We start from the raw sequence: 22,437 nt of genomic DNA, 5'->3' as shown, positions 1-22,437 counted from the left end.
TTCCGCGGCTACGAGCTGGAGTTGCGCCGCCTGCGGGTGATCACGATCAGGGCCCCTCCGACCGCGAGGAGGAGTGCTCCCGCGCCCGCCGCCGCAGCCGTGCGCCAGCCGTCCGTGCCCGTGTCGGGGAGGGGGTGAGGGTCGTGGGGCAGCGGGCCCGGCTTCGGATGGACGGGCTTGACGGGCTTGATCGGCTTGATGGGGAGTTGGGTGATCTTGGTGGAGGTGGAGCAGGACGCGTCGCGGGTGGACCTGGGGCAGTTCGAGCCGAGGGTGGCTGTGGAGTCGAGCGTGTTCGTCAGGCGGCCGTCGCCCGTGCGGGCGCCCACGACCGTCACGGGGTAGCTGACCGTGGCTGCCGCACCCGCCGGGATGTCGCCCTTCCAGGAGAGGACCGGGGCGGAGTACGTCACCTTGCCCAGCGAGGACGTGACGGCAGACGGCGTGAAGCGGACGTCGTCCAGGATTTCGCGGAGGTCGTCCGCGAAGGCCGCGCCCTCGTACACGCCCGTGCCCGTGTTCTTCATCGAGACGGTGTAGGTGAGGCGGTCGCCCGGCTTCGGGGTCGCCGGTCCTGTCACCTTCTTCGCGTACGTGACGAAGGGGATGAGGACCTCGTCCGCGCACTCGGTCTCGACACCCTGCCGCCGGGAGCAGTTGGAGGCGTGGCCGATGATGTGCGCGTTCAGGTGGCGGTTGCCGCCCGGCGGAGTGTCGATCACGGCGGACCAGGTGATGGTGGCCGTCTCGCCGACCGGGAGGTCGCCCGTCCAGGACACCACGTCCCGGGGGGACGGGATCGCGCGGTCGCGCAGCTCCGCGGGGAGCTGGGCGCGGGGGATGCGGGCCGCCGTGCCCTTGTCCGTACGGACGTCGTCCGCGACCGTCGCGGAGTCCATGACCTCGGCGAGGTCGACGTACGCCTTCGCGGCGGGGTAGGGGGCCGTGCCCGTGTTCTTCACGCGGGCCGTGTACTGGACGCGTTCGCCCGGCTTGGCGACCACGTGGTCGTCGACCAGGTTCACGTACAGCTTCGGGATTCCGCCGTCCTCGCCGTGGCCCGTGCCGCACTCCTCCGTCTGCTCGCCCTCGACGCAGTTCGAGCCGGGGTCGGTGGAGGTGAGGGAGTTGGTGAGCTTGGCGTTGCCCTGCGGCGGGGCGCCGACGGTGACCGAGTAGGTGATGACGACGGCGGTGGCGTCGCCGCCGTGGCGGACCGGGCCCGTCCAGGTCAGCTTGCCGGTGGCCGGGTCGAAGACCGGGGCCGGGTTGCCGGGGGTGACGGTGAGGTCGTCGTTCCACCGCGCGTCGTCCAGGACGTCCGTGAGGTCGTCGGTGAAGTCGGCGTTCGGGAAGTCCGCCCTGCCCGTGTTGAAGACCTTGACCGTGTAGGTGACCTTGTCGCCGGGGAGCGGGTTCCGCTTGTCGACGGTCTTCGTCAGGGCCGGGTTGGCGATCGGGACCTCGACGCCGCACTCCGCGCCGGGGGTGGTCGGCTTGCAGTTGGAGCCCGCGTCGGCGGAGAGAGCCGTGTTCTTGAGGAGGGCCGTCGCGGTCGGCTTGGTCCTCGTCGGGACCTTGACCGAGTAGGTGACCTTGACCTTGCCCCGGGCCGGGACGTCGCCGGTCCAGGTAAGGACCGGGGCCGTGTAGGTCAGCTTCCCGCCCTTGTCGGACGCCGCGTCGTCGTTGTAGTCGGCGTCGGTCAGGACGGCGCTCAGGTCGTCCGTCACGGTCACGTTCTCGTAGGCCGCACCGCCGTCGTTGGTGATGAGGATCGTGTACGTCACCTCCGAGCCCGGCACCGCGTGCACGTGGTCCGCGCTCTTCTTCACGTCGAGCTGCGGGAAGCCGCCCTCCTCGTCCGGACTCAGGCCGCCGAAGGTGTTGCCGCACTCCGCGTTCGCCGCGCCCGCCTTGCAGTTGGAGCCGGGGTTCGACGAGACGATGCCGTTGAGGAGGCGGCCGGTCGCGCCCGGCTTCGGACGCTCGTGGACGGTGACCGAGTAGGTGACGGTGACGGGGGTGCCCGCCGGGACGTCGCCCTTCCAGGTCAGCTTCTTCGCGGCGGCGTCGTACGTCGCGGAGCCCGCCGAGGCCGTCGCGTCGGCGTTGTAGTCGGCGTCGCCGAGGACCTTGGTCAGGTCGTCCTCGAACGCCGCGGCCGGGTACGTGCCCTCGCCGTCGTTGACCACCGTCACCGTGTACGTGACCTTCGTGCCGGGCAGCGGCTTCGCCGGGGCCATCTCCTTCCGGAAGTGGAGGTTGGGGTAGGTCACGGTGGTGGTGCAACCCGCTTGTGCCGTACGGCAGTTGGAGCCCGCCTCGGTGGAGCTGACCGCGTTGACCAGCTTGCGGTCGGCACTCGCCCCGGCCCGCGCCGGGTCCGGGATCCGCACCGAGTAGGTGAGGGTCGCGGTGCCCTTGCCCGGCACGTCGCCGGTCCAGGTCAGCTGCGTGCCCGACACGGTGGCCGTGCCCGTCGTGGCCTGCACGTCACCCTCGTAGGAGGCGTCGTCCAGGACCTTCGTCAGGTCGTCGGTCAGGGAGTAGCCCCGGTACGTTCCCGCGCCCGCGTTGGTGAGGGTCAGCGTGTACGTCACCGTCTCGCCCGGGAGAGCCGTCGCCTTGTCCGCGGACTTGGCGAGGGTGACGTACGGGACGCCCGAACCGTCGGTGTCGATTCCGCACTCGGGGTCGGTGGAGCCGAACGGGCAGTTGGAGCCCGGGAGTTCGGAGACGACCTTGTTCCTCAGCTCCTGGTCGCCGCCCGGCTTGGGCTGCGTCGGGATCTTCACCTGGTAGGTGATCCGCTTCGACTCGTGGGGGGCGAAGTCGCCCGTCCACTTCAGGTCGGGGGCCGTGAAGACCGCCTTGCCGCCCGCCTCCTCCGTCACGCCGACCCAGTCCGCGTCGTCCAGGACACCGGCGAGGCTGTCGCTGAACTCGGCGTCCGGGTAGGGGGCGTCGGCGTCGTTCTTGACCGTGATCGTGTAGGTGGCGGTGGCGCCCGGGAGGAGCGGGGTCGGGGCCACCTTCTTGCTGATCACCAGCTTCGGGTCCACGGGCGGCTGGGTGCCGCTCGCGCACGCCTTCGTGGCGTCGTCCGGGCACTGGTTGTCGGTGGGGACGGTGGCTTCCGCACCCGTGGACGTCCACGCCTTGTTGACGAGCTTCTCGGACTTGTTGGCGGCGGAGGTGGCCTTGACCGTCAGGACCAGTTCGGCGTCCGCGCCGGCGGCCAGCGTGCCGACCGTCCAGACCAGCGGACGGGCCGTCTCGGAGGCGACCGTTCCGGCGGTCGGAGCGGCCTTGACGACCTCCACGCCCTCCGGAAGCGCGTCCGTGATCGTGATGCGTTCGGCCTTGTCCGCGCCCGCCGCGTTGGCGATCTTCACGGTGTAGGTGAAGGGGACGCCGACCTGCGGGGCGGTCAGGCTCTGCTTCTTGGTGAGGGTGAGCCGGGGCTCGCCCACGTCCGTGCCGTCGCCGTCCGTGTCACAGACCTTCCCGGGCGTCGGGTCGTCCTTGCACGTGTTCTCGTCGGGGACCTTCGGGTCGGGGCCCTCGGTCACCTCGGCGGAGTTCTTCAGCTTCGTACCCTTCGCGCCCGCAGTGACCAGCGCGGTGAACTTCAGCTCCTTCGTCTCGCCGCCCGCGAGCGCCGGGATCTTCCAGACGATCGGGTCGGTCTTCTCCGCACGCGTACCGGCGGACGGCCGCACGTCGAGCAGGGTCAGGCCGTTCGGTACGTCGTCCTTGATCTCCAGGTCCTTGGCCTCGGTGGCACCGGTGTTGACCGCCTTCAGCGTGTACGTGACCTTCTCGCCGACCTGCGGGTCCTTCGGGTCCGCCGTCTTGGACAGGGTCCACTGCGGCTTGCCCGGCTCCTTGGCGTTCTCGCCGGAGCACGCCTTGGTGGGCTCGCCCGCGCACTGGTTGTCCGTGGGCACCTCGGCCTCGGAACCGGCCGTCGTCCACGTCTTGTTGACGATCTTCTTGGTGGTGTCGGCGTCCTGCCTGACCTTGACCGTGACGGTCATCGTCGCGTCCGCACCGGCGGCCAGGTCGCCGACGGTCCACGTCAGGGTGGGCTTGCCCGAGGCGTCGACCGTACCGGCGGACGACTCGGCCTTGACCAGGTCGACTCCCGCCGGGAGGAGGTCGGTCACCTCGGACCGCTTGGCGGTGTCCGCTCCGGCCGCGTTCGCGATCTTCACCGTGTACGTGAGCGTGGTGCCGATCTGCGGGTCGGACGGGAGCTGCGTCTTGGTGAGGGTGAGCCTGGGCTCCTTCACGTCCGTACCGTCGCCGTCGGTGTCACAGACCTTGGCGGGGTCCGGGTCGTCCTTGCACGTGTTCTCGTCGGGGACCTTCGGGTCGGGCCCCTCGGTCACCTCGGCCATGTTGCGCAGCTTCCGGCCCTTGGCGGCCTCGGTCACCTTCGCGACGATCTTCAGTTCCTCGGTGGTTCCGGCGGCGAGCGTCGGGATCCTCCACACCACCGGGTCCGCCTTGGCGGCGGTCGTCCCCGTCGACGGCCGCACGTCGAGCAGGGTGAGCCCGGCCGGAACGTCGTCCCTGATCTCCAGGTCCCTGCCGGGGACGGCCCCCGTGTTCACGGCCTTGAGGGTGTACGTCACCGTCTCGCCGACCTGCGGATCCGCCGGGTCGGCGGTCTTCGAGACGGTCCAGGTCGGCTTCGCGGGCGGGTCGGTCCTGTCGCCGGAGCACGCCTTGGCGGGCTCACCCGCGCACTGGTTGGCGGCGGGGACCGAACCCTCGGCGCCCGCGCTGGTCCACGTCTGGTTGACCAGCTTGTCGGCGGTGGACGCGTCCTGCCTGACCTTCACCGTGACGGTCATCGTCGCGTCCGCACCGGCGGCCAGGTCGCCGATCGTCCACGTCAGGGTGGGCTTGCCCGAGGCGTCGACGGTACCGGCGGACGACTCGGCCTTGACCAGGTCGACTCCCGCCGGGAGCAGGTCCGTCACCTCCGCGCGCTTCGCCCCGTCCGCGCCGGCCGCGTTCGCCAGCTTCACCGTGTAGGTGAGGGTCGAGCCGACCTGGGACTGCGCCGGGAGCTGCGTCTTGGTCAGGGTGAGCCGGGGCTCCTTCGGCTCGGTGCCGTCGCCGTCGGTGTCACAGACCTTGGTGGGGTCGTCCTTGCACTGGTTGTCCGGCGGGATGACCGGGTTCGGGCCCTCCGTCACGTCGGCCTGGTTCTTCAGCTTCTTGCCGCGCGCGCCCTGGGTGACCTTCGCGGTGATGGTCAGCGTCTCCGTGGCGTTGGCGGCCAGCGTCGGGATCTTCCAGACGACCGGGTCGGTCCGCTCCGCGCTCGTACCGTCGGAGGCCCGGACGTCCAGCAGGGCCAGACCCTCGGGCAGCTTGTCCTCGATCTCCAGGTCCCTGCCCTCGACGGTGCCGTTGTTGACCGCCTTCAGGGTGTACGTGACGACCTCGCCGATCTGCGGTTGCGCCGGGTCCGCCGTCTTGGACAGGGTCCAGTCCGGGCGGCCCGGGAGCTCCGCGTCCTCACCGGCACACGCCTGTTCGGCGTTGTCGTCGCAGCGGTTGGGCTCGGGGATCTCCGGCTGGGGGCCGGTCGAGGTCCAGGCCCGGTTGACCACCTTGGCGGAGGCGTCCTGGCGGACCTTGACCGTGACCGTGAGCGTGCGCTCGTCCCCGGCCGCCACGTCCCCGATGTTCCATACGAGCCGGGGCTTGGCGGCGGTGTCCACCGGGTCGCCCGTGTCCGAGGAGACGGCGGACACCAGGTCCACTCCGGTCGGCAGCAGATCGGTGATCTGCACGCGCTTGGCCTGCGCGGCACCGGCCGCGTTCACGATCTTCACCGCGTAGGTGAGCGTGTTGCCGACCTGCGGCTGGGCCGGGACCTGCGTCTTGGTCAGGGTGAGCTTCGGCTCCGTGACGTCGGTGCCGTCGCCGTCCGTGTCACAGATCTTCGCGGGGTCCGGGTCGTCCTTGCACCTGTTGCCGTCGGGGACCGTCGGGTCGGGGCCCTCCGTCACCTCGGCCGCGTTCCTCAGCTTCGTGCCGAGAGCCGCCGCCGTCACCTTGGCGGTGATCTTCAGGGTGGCGGTGGTGTTCGCGTTCAGGACCGGGATCCTCCACACCACCGGGTCGGCGGCCGTGGCGGAGCCCTCGGAGGCGTCCGGCGTGCCGACCAGGGTCAGCCCCCGGGGGAGCTCGTCCTGGATCTCCAGGTCCTTGGCGACGACCGTGCCGGTGTTCTTCGCGGTCAGCGTGTAGACGACGGTCTCGCCCACCTGCGGGTCCGTCGGGGACGCCGTCTTGGTGACGGTCCACTCCGGCTTGGCGGGCGGGTCGGCCTTGTCGCCGGAGCACGCCTTGGTGGCCTCGCCCGGGCACTGGTTGGCGGTCGGGACCTCCGGCCGGGCGCCGGTCGTCGTCCACGCCTTGTTGATGAGCTTTTCGGTGGTGGAGGCGGTCTGCTTCACCTTGACGGTGATGGTCAGGGTGGCGTCCGTACCGGCCGCCAATTCCCCGACGTTCCAGTCCAGGGCCGGTTTACCGGTCTCGTCCACGGCACCGGCCGAGGCGGCCGTCCGTACGAGATCCACGTCGTCCGGCAGCAGATCGGTGATCCGCACCCGCTTGGCCGGGTCCGCGCCCGCCGCGTTGGCGATCCGCACCGTGTAGGTGAGCGTGTTGCCGACCTGCGGCTGGGCCGGGGTCTGGGTCTTGGTCAGGGTGAGCCTGGGCTCGCCCACGTCCGTACCGTCGCCGTCCGTGTCACAGACCTTGCCCGGCGTCGGGTCGTCCTTGCACGTGTTCTCGTCCGGGACGAGCGGGTCGGGGCCCTCCGTCACCTCGGCGCTGTTGCGCAGCTTGCGGCCCTTGGCGCCGTCGGTGACCTCCGCGAACAGCTTCAGTTCCTTGGTCTCACCGGCGGCCAGCGTCGGGATCCGCCAGACCACCGGGTCGGCCTTCGGCGCGGTCGTACCGGCCGGGGCGTCGACCGTCAGCAGCGTCAGACCGGTCGGGACGTCGTCCCTGACCTCCAGGTCCTTCGCGTCGACGGTGCCCGTGTTCGCGGCCTTCAGGGTGTACGTGACCACCTCGCCGACCTGCGGGTCGGTCGGGGAGGCCGTCTTCGACAGGGTCCACTGCGGCTTGGCGGGCGGCTGGGAGCTCTCGCCCGAACACGCCTTGTCGGCCTCGCCGTCGCACTGGTTGTCCGCCGGGACGGCCGCCTTCGCGCCGTCCGTCGTCCACGCCTTGTTGATCAGCTTGTCCGTGGTGGACGCGTCCTGCTTCACCTTCACCGTGATCTTCGCGGTGGCGTCCGCACCGGCGGCCAGCGTGCCGACGGCCCAGGTCAGCTTGGGGGCCGAAGCCCGGTCGACGGTGCCGACCGAGGGGTCGACGTCGACGACCTCGACGCCCGCCGGGAGCAGGTCGGTGACCTCGACGCGCCGGGCGGCGTCCGCGCCCGCCGCGTTCGCGATCCTCACGGTGTAGACGAGGGTGTTGCCGACCTGCGGCTGGGCGGGGGACTGCGTCTTGGTCAGCGTCAGCTCCGGGTCCTTCGGCTCCGTACCGTCGCCGTCGTCGCAGATCTGGCCCGGGATCGGCTGACCGTTCGCGTCCTTGCAGATGCTCTCCGGGTCGACGGTCGGGTTCGGTCCCTCGGTGACCTTGGCGATGTTCTTGAGCTTCCTGCCCTTCGCGGCGTCCGTGACGGTGCCGGTCAGGGTGAGGGTGGCGGTCGTACGGGCGTCGAGCGCCGGGATGTCCCAGACGACGGGCCCGGTGCCGGTGACGCTGCCCTCGGTGGCGTCCGCCTTGTCGAGCCGTACGCCCGCCGGGAGGACGTCGTCGATCTTCAGGTCGGCGGCCGGGGAGTCCCCGGTGTTCTCCACCGTGATGACGTACACGACCTCTTCCCCGACCTGCGGGTCCTTCGGCGTGACCGTCTTCTTCGCCCTCAGCGAGGGACTGGCCGGGACCTTGTTGCCCGCACAGGCGTGCATCGCGTTGTCGGAGCACGCGTTGCCCGCGAGCGGGGTGGCGGCAGGACCCGCGGTGGAGTACGCGCGGTTCGTCAACTCGTCGTCCAGGGACACGTCCTGACGGACCTTCACCGTGACGGTGAGCTGCTTGGAGCCCTTCGCGGAAACCGTGTCCGGCTTCCACCTGATGAGCGGTGCACCGCTCACGTCCACCGCGTCCGTCGACACCGACGGCACGGCGGAGACCAGGTCCACGCCGACCGGCAGCCGGTCCAGGATCTCGGAGCGCCTGGCGTCGTCGTCGCCCTCGTTCCTCAGCTCCAGGACGTAGGTGAGCGTGCTGCCCACCTGGGGGGTGCCGGGGCGCTGGAGCTTGGACAGGATCAGCTTCGGGTCCTTGGGCTCCCCGCCGGCGCCGTCGTCGCAGACCTTGCCCGAGATCGGCTGTCCGGCGGCGTCCGCGCACTGGTTCTCGTCCGGGACGGTCGGCGTCGGGCCCTCGGTGAGGTCCGCGACGTTGCGCAGCTTCTTGCCCTTCGCGCCGTCGCCCACGCGTGCCCGGTACGTGAGCGTGGCCCCGGCGCCGCCCGCGAGGGCGGGCACCTTCCAGACGATCGGGTCGGCGGCGGTCGCCGTGCCGTTCGACGCGGTCGGCGCGCCGACGAGGGTCAGTCCCTCCGGCAGGTCGTCCCGTACTTCCAGGTCCTTGGCGGCCACGGCGGAGGTGTTCTTCATCGTCACCGTGTACGTGACCGTCTCGCCGATCTGCGGGTCCTTCGGGTCCACGGACTTGGTCATGGTGATCGACGGCTTGACCGGGGGCTGCGCGCCCTCGCCCGAGCACGCCTTCGTGGGCTCGCCGCCGCACTGGTTGGCGGTCGGGACGCTGCCGTCGGGACCGGCGCTGGTCCACGCCTTGTTGACGAGCGTGGCCGTGGTCGAGGCGTCCTGCCTGACCTTGACCACCACCGTCAGGACCCGCTCGGTGCCCGGGTCGACCGCGCCGACCTTCCACACCAGTTTGCCCGAGGCGTCCGGGGTGACGGTCGTACCGGCCGGGGCCTCGGTCCGTACGATCTCGACGCCCGCCGGGAGCTGGTCGGTCAGCTCCACGCGCTGGGCCGGGTCGCCGTCGGCCGCGTTCTTGACCTTGACCCGGTAGGTGAGGGTCGAGCCGATCTGCGGCTGCTCCGGCGACTGGGACTTCTCGACGGTCAGCTTCGGGGCGGCCGGGTTGCTGTCGGTCGAGTCGTCGCAGACCTCGTCGGGTACGACGGCCCTGGAGGCGTCCTCGCACTGGGAGACCGGCGGGACGGTCGGGTTGGGGCCCTCGATGACCTTGACCCGGTTCTTGACCGGCGCGGCGGCGTCGGTGACCTTGCCCCTGATGACCAGGGTGGCGGTCTCGTCCTTCTTCAGGGACGGGACCTTCCACACGGACGGGCGGGCGTCGGTCGCGGTGCCGAGGGCGTCCGCGGTGACGGACAGGATCCGCACCCCGGCCGGGACGGCGTCCGCGTACTCCAGGTCCTTGGCCTCGACGTCACCCGTGTTGCGCAGGGTGACCGTGTACGTGACCTCCTCGCCGAGCTGCGGATCGGTGGGGACGGCCCGCTTCTCCATCGTCAGCTCCGGGGCGGCGGGCGGCCGGGCGTTCTCGCCGGAGCAGGCGCGGGTGGCATCGGTGGTGCACTTGTTGGCGTCGGGGATCGCCGGGCGCGGCCCGGTCGTCTCCCAGGTCTGGTTGATCAGCTTGGCCGTGCCGGAGGCGTTCTGGTTCACCTTGGCGACGACGGTCAGCGTGGCCTTTCCGCCGGAGGCCGGGACCGTACCGACGTTCCAGTGCAGGACCGGGGCGGCGGAACGGTCGACGGTGCCGAGCGAGGCGGTCGCGGAGACCAGGGTGAGCCCGGCCGGGAGCATGTCGTCGAGCGCGACCCGCTTGGCCTCGTCCGCACCGGAGTTGACGACCTGGACCGCGTACGTCACGGTCGAGCCGATCTGCGGCTGCTCGGGCGACTGGGTCTTGGTCAGGGTGAGCTTGGGCTCGCCCGGAGGCGTACCGTCGCCGTCGTCGCAGATCTTGCCCGGGACCGGCTTGCCCTGGGCGTCCAAGCACTCGCTGACCGGGTCGACGACCGGGTCGGGACCGGCCGTGACGGTGGCGGTGTTCTTCAGCGCCTTGCCCGCCGCGGCCTGGGTGACCCGGCCGATGATCACCAGCTTCTTGGTGTCGCCCTCGCCGATGGCGGCGACCTGCCACCTCACCGGGCGCACGGCGGTGTCGGAGACGGACGTGCCCGCGTCGGGGGTGGCCTCCTCCACGTCCACGCCTTCGGGCAGGACGTCGGTGATCTCCAGGTCGGCGCCCGGGACGGTCCCGGTGTTCACCATGGTGATCGTGTACGTGACGCGCTCGCCGACCTGGGGGTCCTTCGGCGTCGCGGTCTTCTTCATCGTGAGCTGCGGCTGGTCGAGGGTGTACTCGACCGTGCACGCGTCGGCCAAAGTGCCGCCGCCCGCCGGGCAGTTGGTGCCCGTGTCCGGGGAGGTGACGGCGTTCTTCAGGGTCAGGTCACCGGTCGGGGTGCCGTCCGCGCCGCGCTTGCGGTTGGCGGGGATCCTCACCTCGTACGTGATCTCGGCCCGGCCGCCCGCCGGGACGTTCCCGGTCCAGTCGATCGCGTCGCCCGCCGCGTTCAGCAGGGGTGCGGCGGTGCCGTCGACCTTGACGGAACCGGCCACCAGGTCGGCGTCCTTGAGGATGTCCTTCAGGTCGTCGTGGAGGCGGGCGCCGATGTGGTCGGCGAGGCCGGTGTTCGACGCCGTGAGGGTGTACGTCGCCGTGGTGCCCGGTGCCGGGTCGGCCGGGGTGACCTTCTTGGCCAGGGTGACGCGCGGGACGTTCACCGGGCGGCCGGTGCCGCAGTCCGGGTCGGTGGAGGTGGCGGTGCAGTTGGTGTCGGCGGAGGAGACGACCACGTTGTCGAGACGGTTGTCCCCGGTGGCGGCCTCGTTGACGGTCACCTCGTAGGTGATCGAGAAGGTCGCGCCGCCCGGCACGTCGCCCTTCCACCCGACGGTCTTCGTCGCGGGGTCGTAGGCGGCGGGCGGGGTGATGCCGGTCGTCTTCAGGGAGGCGGCGGCGAACGCGGCGTCGTCCAGGACCTCGCCGAGGGCGTCCTTGATCTCGGCGCCCGGGTAGGCGACCCGGCCCTGGTTGGTGACCTCGATCGTGTATCTGACCTTCTCGCCCGGTCGGGCGACGGTCTTGTCGGCCGACTTCCGGATCTTCAGCTTGGGCGTGTTGGTGTCGACGAAGCAGCCCGCATCACCCGACCCGGCACCGCAGTTGGTTCCCTCCGTGCGGGCGACGACCAGGTTGCGCAGGTCGCCGTCGCCGCCGGACGCCTTGACCGTCACCGAGTAGGTGAGCGTGACGGTCTTGCCGGGTGCGACGTCCCCGGCCCAGTCGAGGCGCTCCGCGCCCGCCGTGCCGGAGTAGGTGAGGGTGCCGGTGTCGGCGCCGCCCTCGTCGACCGCCTTGTGGTCGTTGTTGTACGTCGCGTCGTCCAGCGCGTCCTTCAGCTCGTCGGACAGGAGCGCGCCGGTGTAGGCGGCGGTGCCCGGGTTCCGTACGACGACCGTGTAGGTGATCTTCGTGCCCGCCGTGGCGGTGCCGGTCAGGTCGGTGGTCTTGTCGATCTCCAGGACCTGCACGTCGACGTGCGCCGTGCAGCCCGCGCCCGGGGACGCGACGGGGCAGTTGGAGCCCGCGTGGGCCGTGGTGACCCGGTTGTCGAGCCCGTCGGTGCCGGTCAGCGGCTGGTTCAGGGTCACCGAGTACCGGTAGGAGACCTTGTCGCCGGCCGCGACCGTGCCCTTCCAGGTGATCTTCTTTCCGGCCCGGTCGTAGACGCCGGGGCTCGGCACGGTGCCGACGGTGGCGTCGTCGACCACCTTCGAGACGTCGTCCACGAGTTCGGCGTCGGGCCAGTCGGCGGTGCCGGTGTTCTCGACCTCGATGGTGTAGGTGACGACGTCACCCGGCTTGCCGGACGCCTTGTCCGCCTTCTTCACGATCTTCAGGCGGGGCACCTCGGTGGTCGTCACGCAGGGCGCCGCGTCGGTGCAGTTCGCACCGGGCGAGTCCGAGGTGACCTTGTTGACGAGCCTGGTGTCCGCCCCGGCGGTGGTGATCCTGTCGAGCACCACCTTGTACGTGATGACGTGCGAGGCCCCCGCCGGGACGTCACCCGCCCAACTCACCTTGTTCGTACCGGCGGTCGCCCCGCCGGTCACCGACCCCGGCTGGAAGGTGCCGTCGTCGGCGACCCCCGCCAGGTCGTCGGTCATCTTCGCGCCCCGGTACGTCACCGCACCGCTGTTCTTCAGCGTCACCGTGTACGTCACGGTGTCGCCCGGCAGCGGCTTCGCCGGGGAGACCTTCTTCTCGATCTCCAGGGCGGCCGTGCCGAGGTCGACGGTGCAGTCCGCATCCGTGGACCCGGTGCGGCAGTTGGAGCCCGCCGAGTCCTCGACCACGGTGTTCTTCACCTTGGCCCCTGCGGGCAGCGGGTCCTTCAGCTTCACCTTGTACGTGATGACCAGGGCCGAGGCCCCCGCCGGAACCTCCCCGTCCCACTTCAGGGTGGTCGAGCCCGCGTCGTACACGGGCGCCGGGGCGTCCGTGCCGTCCGCGAAGACGGCCTTCAGGTCACTCGGCGCACCGGACAGCACACCGGCCATCCCGGCGAGGGAGTCCCGGATCTGGGCCCCGGCGAAGGGAGCGGAGCCGCTGTTGCCGACCGTGACGGTGTACGTCAGCGTGTCGCCCGGCTTCGGGGAGTCGTCGTCGGCCTGCTTCCTCAGGTCGATGCGGGCGACCTTCGTGGTCACCGTGCAGGGGCGGGCCGTGGGGCAGTTCGACCCCGGAGCGGCCACGCCCACCTGGTTGGTCAGGATCTCGTCGGACCCGGCGGGCTTGGCCAACGGCACCTTCACGTCGTACGAGACGACGACCTTGCCGGGTGCGGCGAGGGTCCCCGCCGGGACCGTGCCCCGCCAACTCAGCTTCTTCCCACCGGCGTCGAAGACCGCTTCGGCGGGCTCGACCCGGTTCGCCCAGACCGCCGCGTCGAGCACGGCCGTGAGGTCGTCCGTCAGGACGGCGGGAGCGGCACCGCCGCCCGTGTTCTCCAGCGTCACCGTGTACGTGACGGTGTCGCCCGGCTTGGCGACCGCCTTGTTCACGGTCTTGGTGACCTTCACGGCCCCGTACGCGTGCCGCGTGCGGCAGTCGGCGTCCGGCTGTCCCGCAGTGCAGTTGGACCCGGCGTTGGGGACGACGACGGTGTTCTCCAGCACCCCGTCCGCCGTGGCCTTCGGGGTGGTCGGCACGGTCGCCGTGTACCGGATCTCGACCGTACCCGCCGTGGGCACGGTGCCCTTCCAGCTCAGCTTCCCGCCGACGATCTTCGCTTCGGCCGGGGCGAGGACGGTGAGGTCGTCGGCGTCCTTCGCCAGGTCGGCGAGGTCGTCGCTCAGCTCGACGTCCGGGTAGTCGGCCGTACCGGCGTTCGTCAGCGTGACGACGTACGTGTACGGGGTGCCCGGCACGGGTTCGCCCACGCCCCTCTTGCGGACCTGGAGCTCGGCGATGCCGCCCGAGTCGGTCCAGCAGCCGGACTCGGTGCCCAGCGGGCACTCGCTGCCGGGCGTGCTGGAGGTGAGGGAGTTCTTGAGCCGCTTGTTCCCGGTGGCCGGCAGCGGGGAGGGGAGCGTGACCCGGTACGTCACGACGGTCTCGCCGACCGGCAGGTTCCCGGTCCAGCTCAGCTTCTTCGTGGCGGAGTCGTAGGCGGGGGCGGTCAGCCCGCCCGTGATGGCGACGTCCTTCGGCCCGCCGGGTGCGTCGTCGACGACGTCCGTCAGGTCGTCGGTGAAGGTCGCGTTCGGGTAGGGCTGAGAACCGCTGTTCTTCATGGTCACCGTGTAGGTGACGGTCTGGCCCGCCGTCGGCTTGGCGGTGTCGACCGCCTTGGCGATGTCGAAGGTCGGCAGGCCGCCGGTCGCGTCGTCGCCGCCGGTCGAGCAGTCGGGGTCGGTGGACCCGGAGTCACAGTTGGAGGCGGGGGCCAGCAGCTTGTTGTTGAGCCTCTTGTTGCCGCCGGGGCGGGTGTTGACGGTGACGGAGTACGTGAACTCCATGTCCTCGCCCGCGCCCAGGTCACCCGTCCACTTGATGAAGTCGGCACCGGCGGTCAGCGTCCCGCGCGGGCCCTTGGTGACGGCCTGGTCGCCGTTGAGGCGGGCGTCGTCCACCACGTCCGCGAGGTTGTCGGTGACGGACGCGCCCGGGAAGGGAGCCGTCCCCTCGTTCTTCGCGGTGACCTTGTACGTGATCCGGCCGCCCGGCACCAGGGCGCCGGAGACCTTGACCTTCTTCAGTTTGAGGCTGGGCAGCGGGGTCTGCACCTCGCACGCCGCATCGCCGCTGCCGGTCTGGCAGTTGGAGCCGTCGGTCTCGGAGAGGAGCCTGTTGACGAGCTTGTGGTCACCGGAACTGGTGACCTTCACCTTGACCGCGAACCTGGCCTCGGCACCGGCCGCGAGATCGCCGGTCCACTTCACCTTGTCGCCGTCGCGGACGACCGTACCGCCGCCGGAGACGACGTTGGCACTCACGTACGTGGCGTCGTCCAGGACGCCCGCGAGGAGGTCCTCGACGACGACGCCGTTCTTGGCGGTGCGGGCGTTGTTCTTGACGCTCACCGTGTAGGTGACGGTGTCGCCCGGCTTGGGGGCGGTGTTGTCGACGGTCTTGGAGAGCTGGAGCAGCGGGGGGTTGATGGTGAGGGGGTGGTCCTCGACCTCACCGCTCCCGGCGTACTTGCCGACCGGCTTCGGGTCGGCGACCTCCGCGCCGTACAGCCGGAACCGGGCGAAGGACGCACCGGCGGTGGGCCGCGCGGCCCGCTTGCCCGCCCTCGCGGCCTTCGCCATCTCGACGAGCCTCTTCATGGCCCGGGTGTTCTGGACGCCGGTCCACTTCAACTGGGCGGTGGTGTCGCCGGGTTCGAGGTTCTGGACGGCCTGCTCCCCCGCCTCGAAGGTGCCGTTGACGTTCCAGTCGACCCAGCCCGCCAGGGTGACCTTCTTGCCGGTGTTGTTCTTGACGACGACCGGGACGGTGTAGTCCTTCGCCGTCACGTCCACGTCGGGCAGGGTGACGCCGTCCTCGAAGGTGTCGCCGGTGCCGTCGTGCGGGGTGCGGGCGTCGGCCTCCAGGGACTCGGCCGCACCGATGGTCAGACCCGATGCCTTCCGGTGCGCCGGGCCGCCCGCCCCGTCGGTGGTCTTGTACGAGTCGGGGGCGTCACCGAAGTCGAGGGCCTGGAGGCAGCCCATGCCGTCGACGACGTTGAGCCCGGCGGGCAGGGTGCCCATCTTCTGCGGGGTCCTGGACCACGGAGTGACCGGATTCGCCTTGGTGGAGTCGGTGAGGTCCACCGACCAGATGGTCTGCGGCGACTTCGAGTCGATCGTGTAGAAGGTGCCCTCACTGTCGAAGAACGTGGCGACGTACTGCGAACTGGCGAAGCCCGCACCGTAGTTGAAGGCACCCGTGTCCGGGTCGACCGTGAAGGAGTTGCCGTTGTCCGTGACGGACATCAGCCGTCCGTCCTTCGGGTGGAAGGCCCAGTCCCGGATGCCGCTGACGTTGGTCTGGAGGGTGACCGGCGTCAGCACCTTGCCGACCGGGCCCGCCGCCGGGTTCAGGTTGATCTTCTGGAACGGGATGCTGCCGCCCACCGAGGGGAAGACGATCAGCGTCTCACCGTCCGGCGTGACCGCGCCCGCCGTGTACGGCGTCCTCGGCAGCGGTGAGGACAGCGGGATCTCCCGCACGACCCCGGTGGCCGGGTCGATCCGCAGCAGGGTGGTGCCGTTGGCCGGGGCCGTGGCGGGCAGCGCGTAGATCATGCCGTCCAGCGAGCTGAGCGCCGCCGCGTCGAAGCCGCCCGGATAACCGTTCGGGTAGTCGACTCCCGCCGCGCTCTTCAGCGGCACCTCGGTCTTGTCCCCGGTCACCGGGTTGAAGCGGAGCAGCTTGGTGGGGTTGGCTCCGGACGCCAGGTAGGCCGTGGAGCGGCAGATGTCCTGGTCGGTACGGATCACCGTCGCCCAGTCCTCGACCTCGCCCGCCCCGGCGAACGCGCCCGCGGGCTGCGGGTCGGCGACCGCGCCGGAGTACAGCCGGAACCTGGCGAACGTCGCCGCTCCCGCCCGGAGCCCGGACAGGCCGGTCCACTTGAGCGTCACCGACGTCGCCCCGTTCGCCACGGTGGCGAGCGCCCGCTCACCGGTGTCGAAGGTGCCGTTGGCGTTGAAGTCCACCCAGCCCGCCAGGGTCGCGGCGGCCCCGGTGCTGTTGTTGACCTTGACCGGGACCTCGTAGGAGGTGGCGTCGGACTTCAGCTCGGGAAGCGTCACCCCGTCGTCGAAGGTGTCGCCGAAGCCGTCGAGCACGGTCGTGCCGACCGGCGGCCTGGCGTCCGACTCGACGGACTCCTTGTCGCCGATGGCCAGCTTCGGGTCGCTGGTGTGGGTGGGGCCGCCCTTGGCCGCACTCGTGTCGTACGTGTCGGGGGCGTCGCCGTAGTCGGCGACCTTGAGGCAGCCGCCCGCGTCGGTGATCTGCTGCTGGACCGGCACCGTGGACATCGGCTGCTTGTCGTGGGTGACGGTGTTCACGTCGATCAGCGCGCCCGGCTTCGACGCGGTCAGGTCGACCTGGAAGACCTTGCCGGGGGTGCTGTTGTCGACGCCGTACAGGTTCCCGTAGCTGTCGAAGAACACGCCCCGGTACTGGGCGCCGGGAAGCATCGCACTGCTCTGCCGGGCCGAGGTCGCGGTGTCCGGGTCGACCCGGACCAGCCGCCCGTCGGTGGCGATGCTGTAGAGCTTGCCGTCGATCGGGTGGAAGGCCCAGTCGTACAGCCCGTTGCCGGTGCTGACGTTGAACTGCCCGACCCGCTTGCCGACCGGACCTGCCGACGGGTCGATGTTGATGATGAAGGTGGGGTACGAGGAGTTGTAGTGCACGTACAGCTTGGTGCCGTCGGGGGAGACCGCGCCGATGTCGTAGGCCGGGGTCCCGATGCTCTGGAGCGCGGGGTCGAGATCGTGGTGGGTGACGCCGCCCGCCGGGTCGATCTCGACCAGTTTGGTGAACCTGTCCGCGCCGATCGCGGTGCCGTAGACGTGCCCGTTGAGGCTGGAGACGCCGATGCCGTCGTAGCCCTGGGCCCGCGTGGTGTTGTCGAGCTTCGTGGCCCGTCCGGACAGCGGGTCGAACCGGTAGAGGTCGGTCGGTCCGTTGCCCACCGAGGTGTAGACGGAGCTGGTGCAGTTCTCGTCGGCCGGGATCCGGATCACCAGCGGGTGGTCCTCGACCTCGCCGCCCCGGGTGTACGCACCCGAAGGCTGTGGGTCGGCGACCGCGCCGGAGTACAGCCGGAAGCGGGCGTACGTCGTCGCGCCCTTCTTGAGCCCGGACAGACCGGTCCACCGGAGCGTCACGCCGGTCGTCGTGTCGGCGACGTTCGCGGTCTGCCGCTCGCCGTCGTCGAAGGTGCCGTTGGTGTTGAAGTCGACCCAACCGGCCACCGTTCCCGCCCTGTTGGTGGTGTTGTCGATCGGTAGCCGGACCTCGTAGGAGGTGTCCGTCGACGTCAGGTCGGGCATCCGCGTGACGGCGTCCTCGTCGTCCCGCTCGGTCGCGTCGTCGCCGAACCCGTTGAGCGGGGCGGGCGCGGCGGGCGCGTCCGGTTCGTCGTCGCTGTCCTTGCCGAGCTCGAAGCCGCGCCGCATGGCGTGGCTGGGGCCGCCGGACGCCTTCTTCGTCCTGTACGAGTCGGGGGCGTCGCCGTAGTCGATGACCTGGAGGCAGCCCGCGCCGTCGCCACCGCCGAGGCCGCCGACGCTGCCGAGCCGGACGTCGCCGGAGTACTTGGCCAGGCCGTTCTCCATGACGGAGAGGTCGACCTTGATGAGGTAGGCGGAGCCGGTGGCGTAGAGGTTGCCGCCGCCGTCGAAGGCGACGCCGTTGAAGTACGAGGAGCGGTTGTCGGCGCTGATCTGACCGGCCTCGGCCATCGCGCCGGTCGTGGTGTTGATCCGGTAGATCTTGCCGTCGTTGTTGCCGACGCCGTACAGCTGCCCGTCGCCGGGGTGGACGTCGAAGTCGTAGAAGGCGGAGCTGCCGGTGGTGATGTCGGGGAGCCTGCGCGGTTTGTCCGGGTCGGAGAGGTCGACGACCAGCAGCGTGGTGGCGTTGTTGACCCGGGCGTAGTAGCGGGAGCCGTCCAGGCTGATCGCGCCCTGGGCGCTGTTGCCGACCGAGGGCAGACCGCCGGTCACCGGGAGTTCGGTGACGTTCCCGTTGGCCGGGTCGATCCGGACCATGGTGTTGGCCTTGGACTGGGCGGTGGCGTACAGCTTGCCGTCGGCCCGGTCGTACCCGAGGGCGTCGTACTGCGGGGTCTTGGCGGTGCCGATCGCGGTGCGCACACCGTCGGCGCGGTTGACGCTGTAGAGCTGGGTGCTGGTGCCCGAGTTGCCCGAGTAGTACTTGACGTCGTCGCACTTGTCGGCCGCGCCGAGGACGTACAGCGGGTGGTCCTCGACCTCGCCGCCGCCCCGCACGGCCCCCACGGGCTTCGGGTCGGCGACGGTCCCCTCGTACAGCCGCATCCGCAGGTACGTGTACCGGCCCGCCGGGAGTCCGGACAGACCGGTCCACTTGAGGCTCGCCGAGGTCGCGCCGTTCGCGACGGTGGCGGTCCTGCGCTCGCCGTCCTCGAAGGCGCCGTTGCCGTTGAAGTCGGCCCAGGCGGCGAGGGTGACGTCCGCGCCGGTGTCGTTCTTCGTCGTGGCGGTGACCTGGTACTCGGTGTCCGTGGAGTGCAGCACGGGCAGGACGACGCCGTCGTCCAGGGTGTCGCCCGTGCCGTCGTAGGCGCCGCCCGCGCTCGGGCGGGCGTCCAGTTCGGCGCTCACGCCCGCGCCCAGGGTCAGCTTCTCGGTGTAGGCGTGCTCGGGGCCGCCGGAGGCGTGGGTGGTCTTGTACGCGTCGGGGGCGTCGCCGAAGTCGGTGGCCAGGATGCAGCCCGCGAGGTCGTTCTCGGACAGCGCCTTGGTGGTGGACAGGACCACGGTGTCGCCCTTGGCGTAGTTCGCCCCGGACTTCTTCGTCAGGTCGGTCTGGGTGAAGCGGCCCTCGGTGCCGACCATGTAGAGGTTGCCGATGGAGTCGAAGGCGGCACCGGGCTGGCTCTGGGTGACCCCGGTGGCACCGAGGTTCGCGGCGGTGATGCCGGGGCTCGCGGCCCGCCAGAGGGCACTGCCGTCCGAGCCGTAGAAGGCGTTGTCGCCGGGGTGCAGGGCGAAGTCGTAGAGCCCCGATCCGGTGGCGAGCTGGGGCTTGAGGACCGGCGCGCTGGGGTTGCTGAAGTCCACCACCTGGATGCGGGCCGCGGTGCCGCGCGCGGAGGCGTAGTACGTCGTGCCGTCCGCCGCGAACGCGCCCTGGACGTAGCCCTCGCCCGGCGGTGCGGGCAGGGTCACGGAGGTGTCCTTGACCGCCCCGTCGCCGGGGTTGACGGTCAGCACCCGGTACGGGGGCGTCCGCTGCACCGCGACCAGCAGCCCGCTCTTCGACCCGTAGCCGAGGCCGTTGAAGAACTGGGTGCTGGGCGCGCCCTGGTAGGTGAGGTCGATGGGGGTGGTCGCCCCGGTCGTCGGGTTGACGGTGAACAGCTTGGTCGGGCCGCCGTTGGTCTCCGAGCCGGAGAGGTAGACGGTGTTGTTGCAGCCCTCGTCGGCAGCGCCCAGGAAGAGCGGGTGGTCCTCGACCTCACCGGCCCCGGCGTACGTGCCCTTGGGCTGCGGGTCGTCGACCGTGCCCTCGTACAGCCGGAAGCGGGCGAACGTCCGTCCCTTCTTGGCGTCCGCCGGGAGGTTCCAGGTCAGCCTGGCGGAGGTGGCTCCCGAGGCGACGGCGGCCGTCTGCCGCTCGCCCGGCTCGAAGGTGCCGTTGCCGTTGACGTCGATCCAGCCCGCCAGGGTGCCGGCCTTGTTCGCGCCCAGACTCAGCGTCGCCTCGTACGGCGTGCCGATCCTGCCGACGGGCATCGACCCGTCCGCGCCGAACGCGTCGTCGAAGGTGTCGGAGCTGCCGTCGAGCGCATCGGCCGTGCCGCTGGCGTCCGTGGTCAGCCGCACGTCGGGCTCCACGGACAGCTTCGCGCCGAGCCGCATGCCGGGGTCCCACGTGTGGGCGGGCCCGTCCGTGCCGGTGGAGGTGGTGTACGAGTCGGGGGCGTCGCCGAAGTCCTCGGCGCGCAGGCAGCCGCCCGCGTCGTCCACCCGGATCCCGGCCGGGATGGTGCCGAAGGGGACGGTGACGGCGGGCACGGAGTTGATGTCGACGGGGGCGGCCTTGGTGGAACCGGTGAGGTCCAGGGTCCAGATCTTCTGCGGGGTCTGGTCGTTGACCGCGTAGAGGTTGCCGACCGCGTCGAAGAACTGACCGAGGTAGACGACGCCGTCGGGGGAGATCTTCCTGGCGGCGTAGCTGAAGACCTTCCTCTCCAGGTCGTACTTCATCAGGTAACCGCTCTTGCCGACGCCGTAGAGGATGCCGTCCCTGGGGTGGAAGGCGAAGTCGTAGGGCAGGTCGGTGTCGTCGTTCGGCGGGTTCCACTCGGAGTCGACCTGGCCGACGGGTCCCTGGGCCGGGTCGAGGTTGATCGTGTAGAGCGGCCGGGTGTAGCTGGTGTACGTGATGAGCTTGTCGCCCGCCGGGGTGATCGCGCCGACGTCGTAGTTGGGTCCTGTGCCCTCCAGCGGCTTGGAGAGGGTGTACGTCTTCGGCGGCACGGTGCCCGAGGGGTCGATCTCCACGAGGGTGTTGGCGTTGCCCCGCTGCATTCCGTAGACCTTGCCGGTCAGCGAGCTGTAGCCGACGCCGTCGTAGCCGCCCGCGTACGACGTGTTGGGGATGGCGTCGGACACCTTGCCGGTGCCGGGGAAGAAGCGCCGCAGGTCGGTGGGGCCGCGCCCGTTGGAGACGTACACGGAGGGCGTGCAGAGGTCGTCGGCGGCCGCCCGCAGCGCACGGGTGGCCGCGTTGGGTGCGGCGGCCGGCCGCCTGGGCCCCGCCGGGAAGACCAGGTCGGCGGCCCGCCGGCCGCCGATGACGTGCTGCTTGGCGAAGGGCTTGCCGTCGGCGGGCAGCTTCGCGGAGTCGAAGGAGACGGTGGCGGTGTAGGCGAGGACGCACCCGCCCGCGCCCACAGTCCGCGAACTCCCGCTCAACCACGCCGGGTTGAGCCCACACGTGTTCCCCGGCGCGGGGACCACCTTCGTGACCCGCCCGGGTACCGCCCCGGACGCGACCGTCTTGCGCAGATCGTCCTGGACGTCGCCCCCACCGACCTCGGTGACGACCTTCACCCGGTACGCGTACGAGGGCGCACGCGCACCGCCGAACGGCCCGCGCACGGTGGTCCCGGCCTTGGCGGCACGGACCGTGGCGGAGGGAGAGGCGTCGGGAGCGGCGGTACGGCTCGGCTCGCGCGACTCCTTGGGGCGGACGGCACCCTTCCCGGCACCGCTCTCGGCACCCTTCCCGGCACCCTCCTCGGCACCCTTCTCGGCATCCGCGCCGGGTGCGGCCGGAGTCGCGGACGGCGAACTCTCCGCCGCGCGGTCCTTCGCCTTCAGGGTGCGCTCAACGGCCTTGCAGTCACCGGCCGTTGTCTGCTCGAAGACGTTGGTGAGACTGCCGTCCCCCTCCGCCTTCACGTCCACCTTCGCCCGGTACGTGACGACGGCCATCTCGCCGGGCTTGAGGTCGCCGCTCCAGTACACGCGCGGCCGTACGTACGTCGGCGTGCCGGTGGTCGCCGTGGGCTCACCGACCAGCGTGGCGTCGTCCAGCACCTTCGCCAGGTTGTCCGCGAAGGCGGCGCCCTCCGCCTTGGCCTCCCCCTCGTTGACGGCGGCCACGGTGTACGTCACCGTGTCGCCCGGCACGGGAGCCTCCGGCGTCGAGCTGCGCGTGAACCGGATCCTCGGCCCGCCCTCGACGCCCTCGCACGCGGCGGTGGCGACCGAGCCCGGCCGCATCGCCTCGGCGGAGGCGACGGTGCCGGAGAGCATGCCGAAGCTCATCCCGTTGACGAGCAACAGGACGAGCGGAACGCGGACGTTCTCGGGGCAGACGGCGGCGCGAGCGAGCGCCGCCAGGCGCTGGGGCACGGATCTCATGGCGTGGGCGACCGTTCTCACAGCTCGGACTCGCAGATCGTGAAATCACAGAACCCACAACCCGACAAGTCGGACAAATGACCCGCGCAGTGTAGGCAGC

The 22,437-nt window shown here is 70.9% G+C and carries 1 protein-coding gene; it reads right to left on the bottom strand.

Annotated elements, in window-relative coordinates:
• Positions 1-8: 8 nt before the first annotated feature.
• The gene (locus OG897_RS01775) at positions 9-22,337 is read right to left on the bottom strand and encodes a GEVED domain-containing protein (protein ID WP_266652169.1); all 22,329 of its coding nucleotides are present in this window, start codon (positions 22,335-22,337) and stop codon (positions 9-11) included.
• Between the last annotated feature and the right edge of the window lie 100 nt (positions 22,338-22,437).

This window comes from Streptomyces sp. NBC_00237 (assembly GCF_026342435.1).
Classification (GTDB): domain Bacteria; phylum Actinomycetota; class Actinomycetes; order Streptomycetales; family Streptomycetaceae; genus Streptomyces.
Note: the sequence above shows the minus strand (reverse complement) of the source record. Positions and strands in the feature narration are given on the sequence as shown.

What these genes read in the sequence shown, in the direction of transcription:
- OG897_RS01775 (WP_266652169.1), bottom strand. Translation starts at nt 22,337, where the DNA reads ATGAGATCCGTGCCCCAGCGCCTGGCGGCGCTCGCTCGCGCCGCCGTC.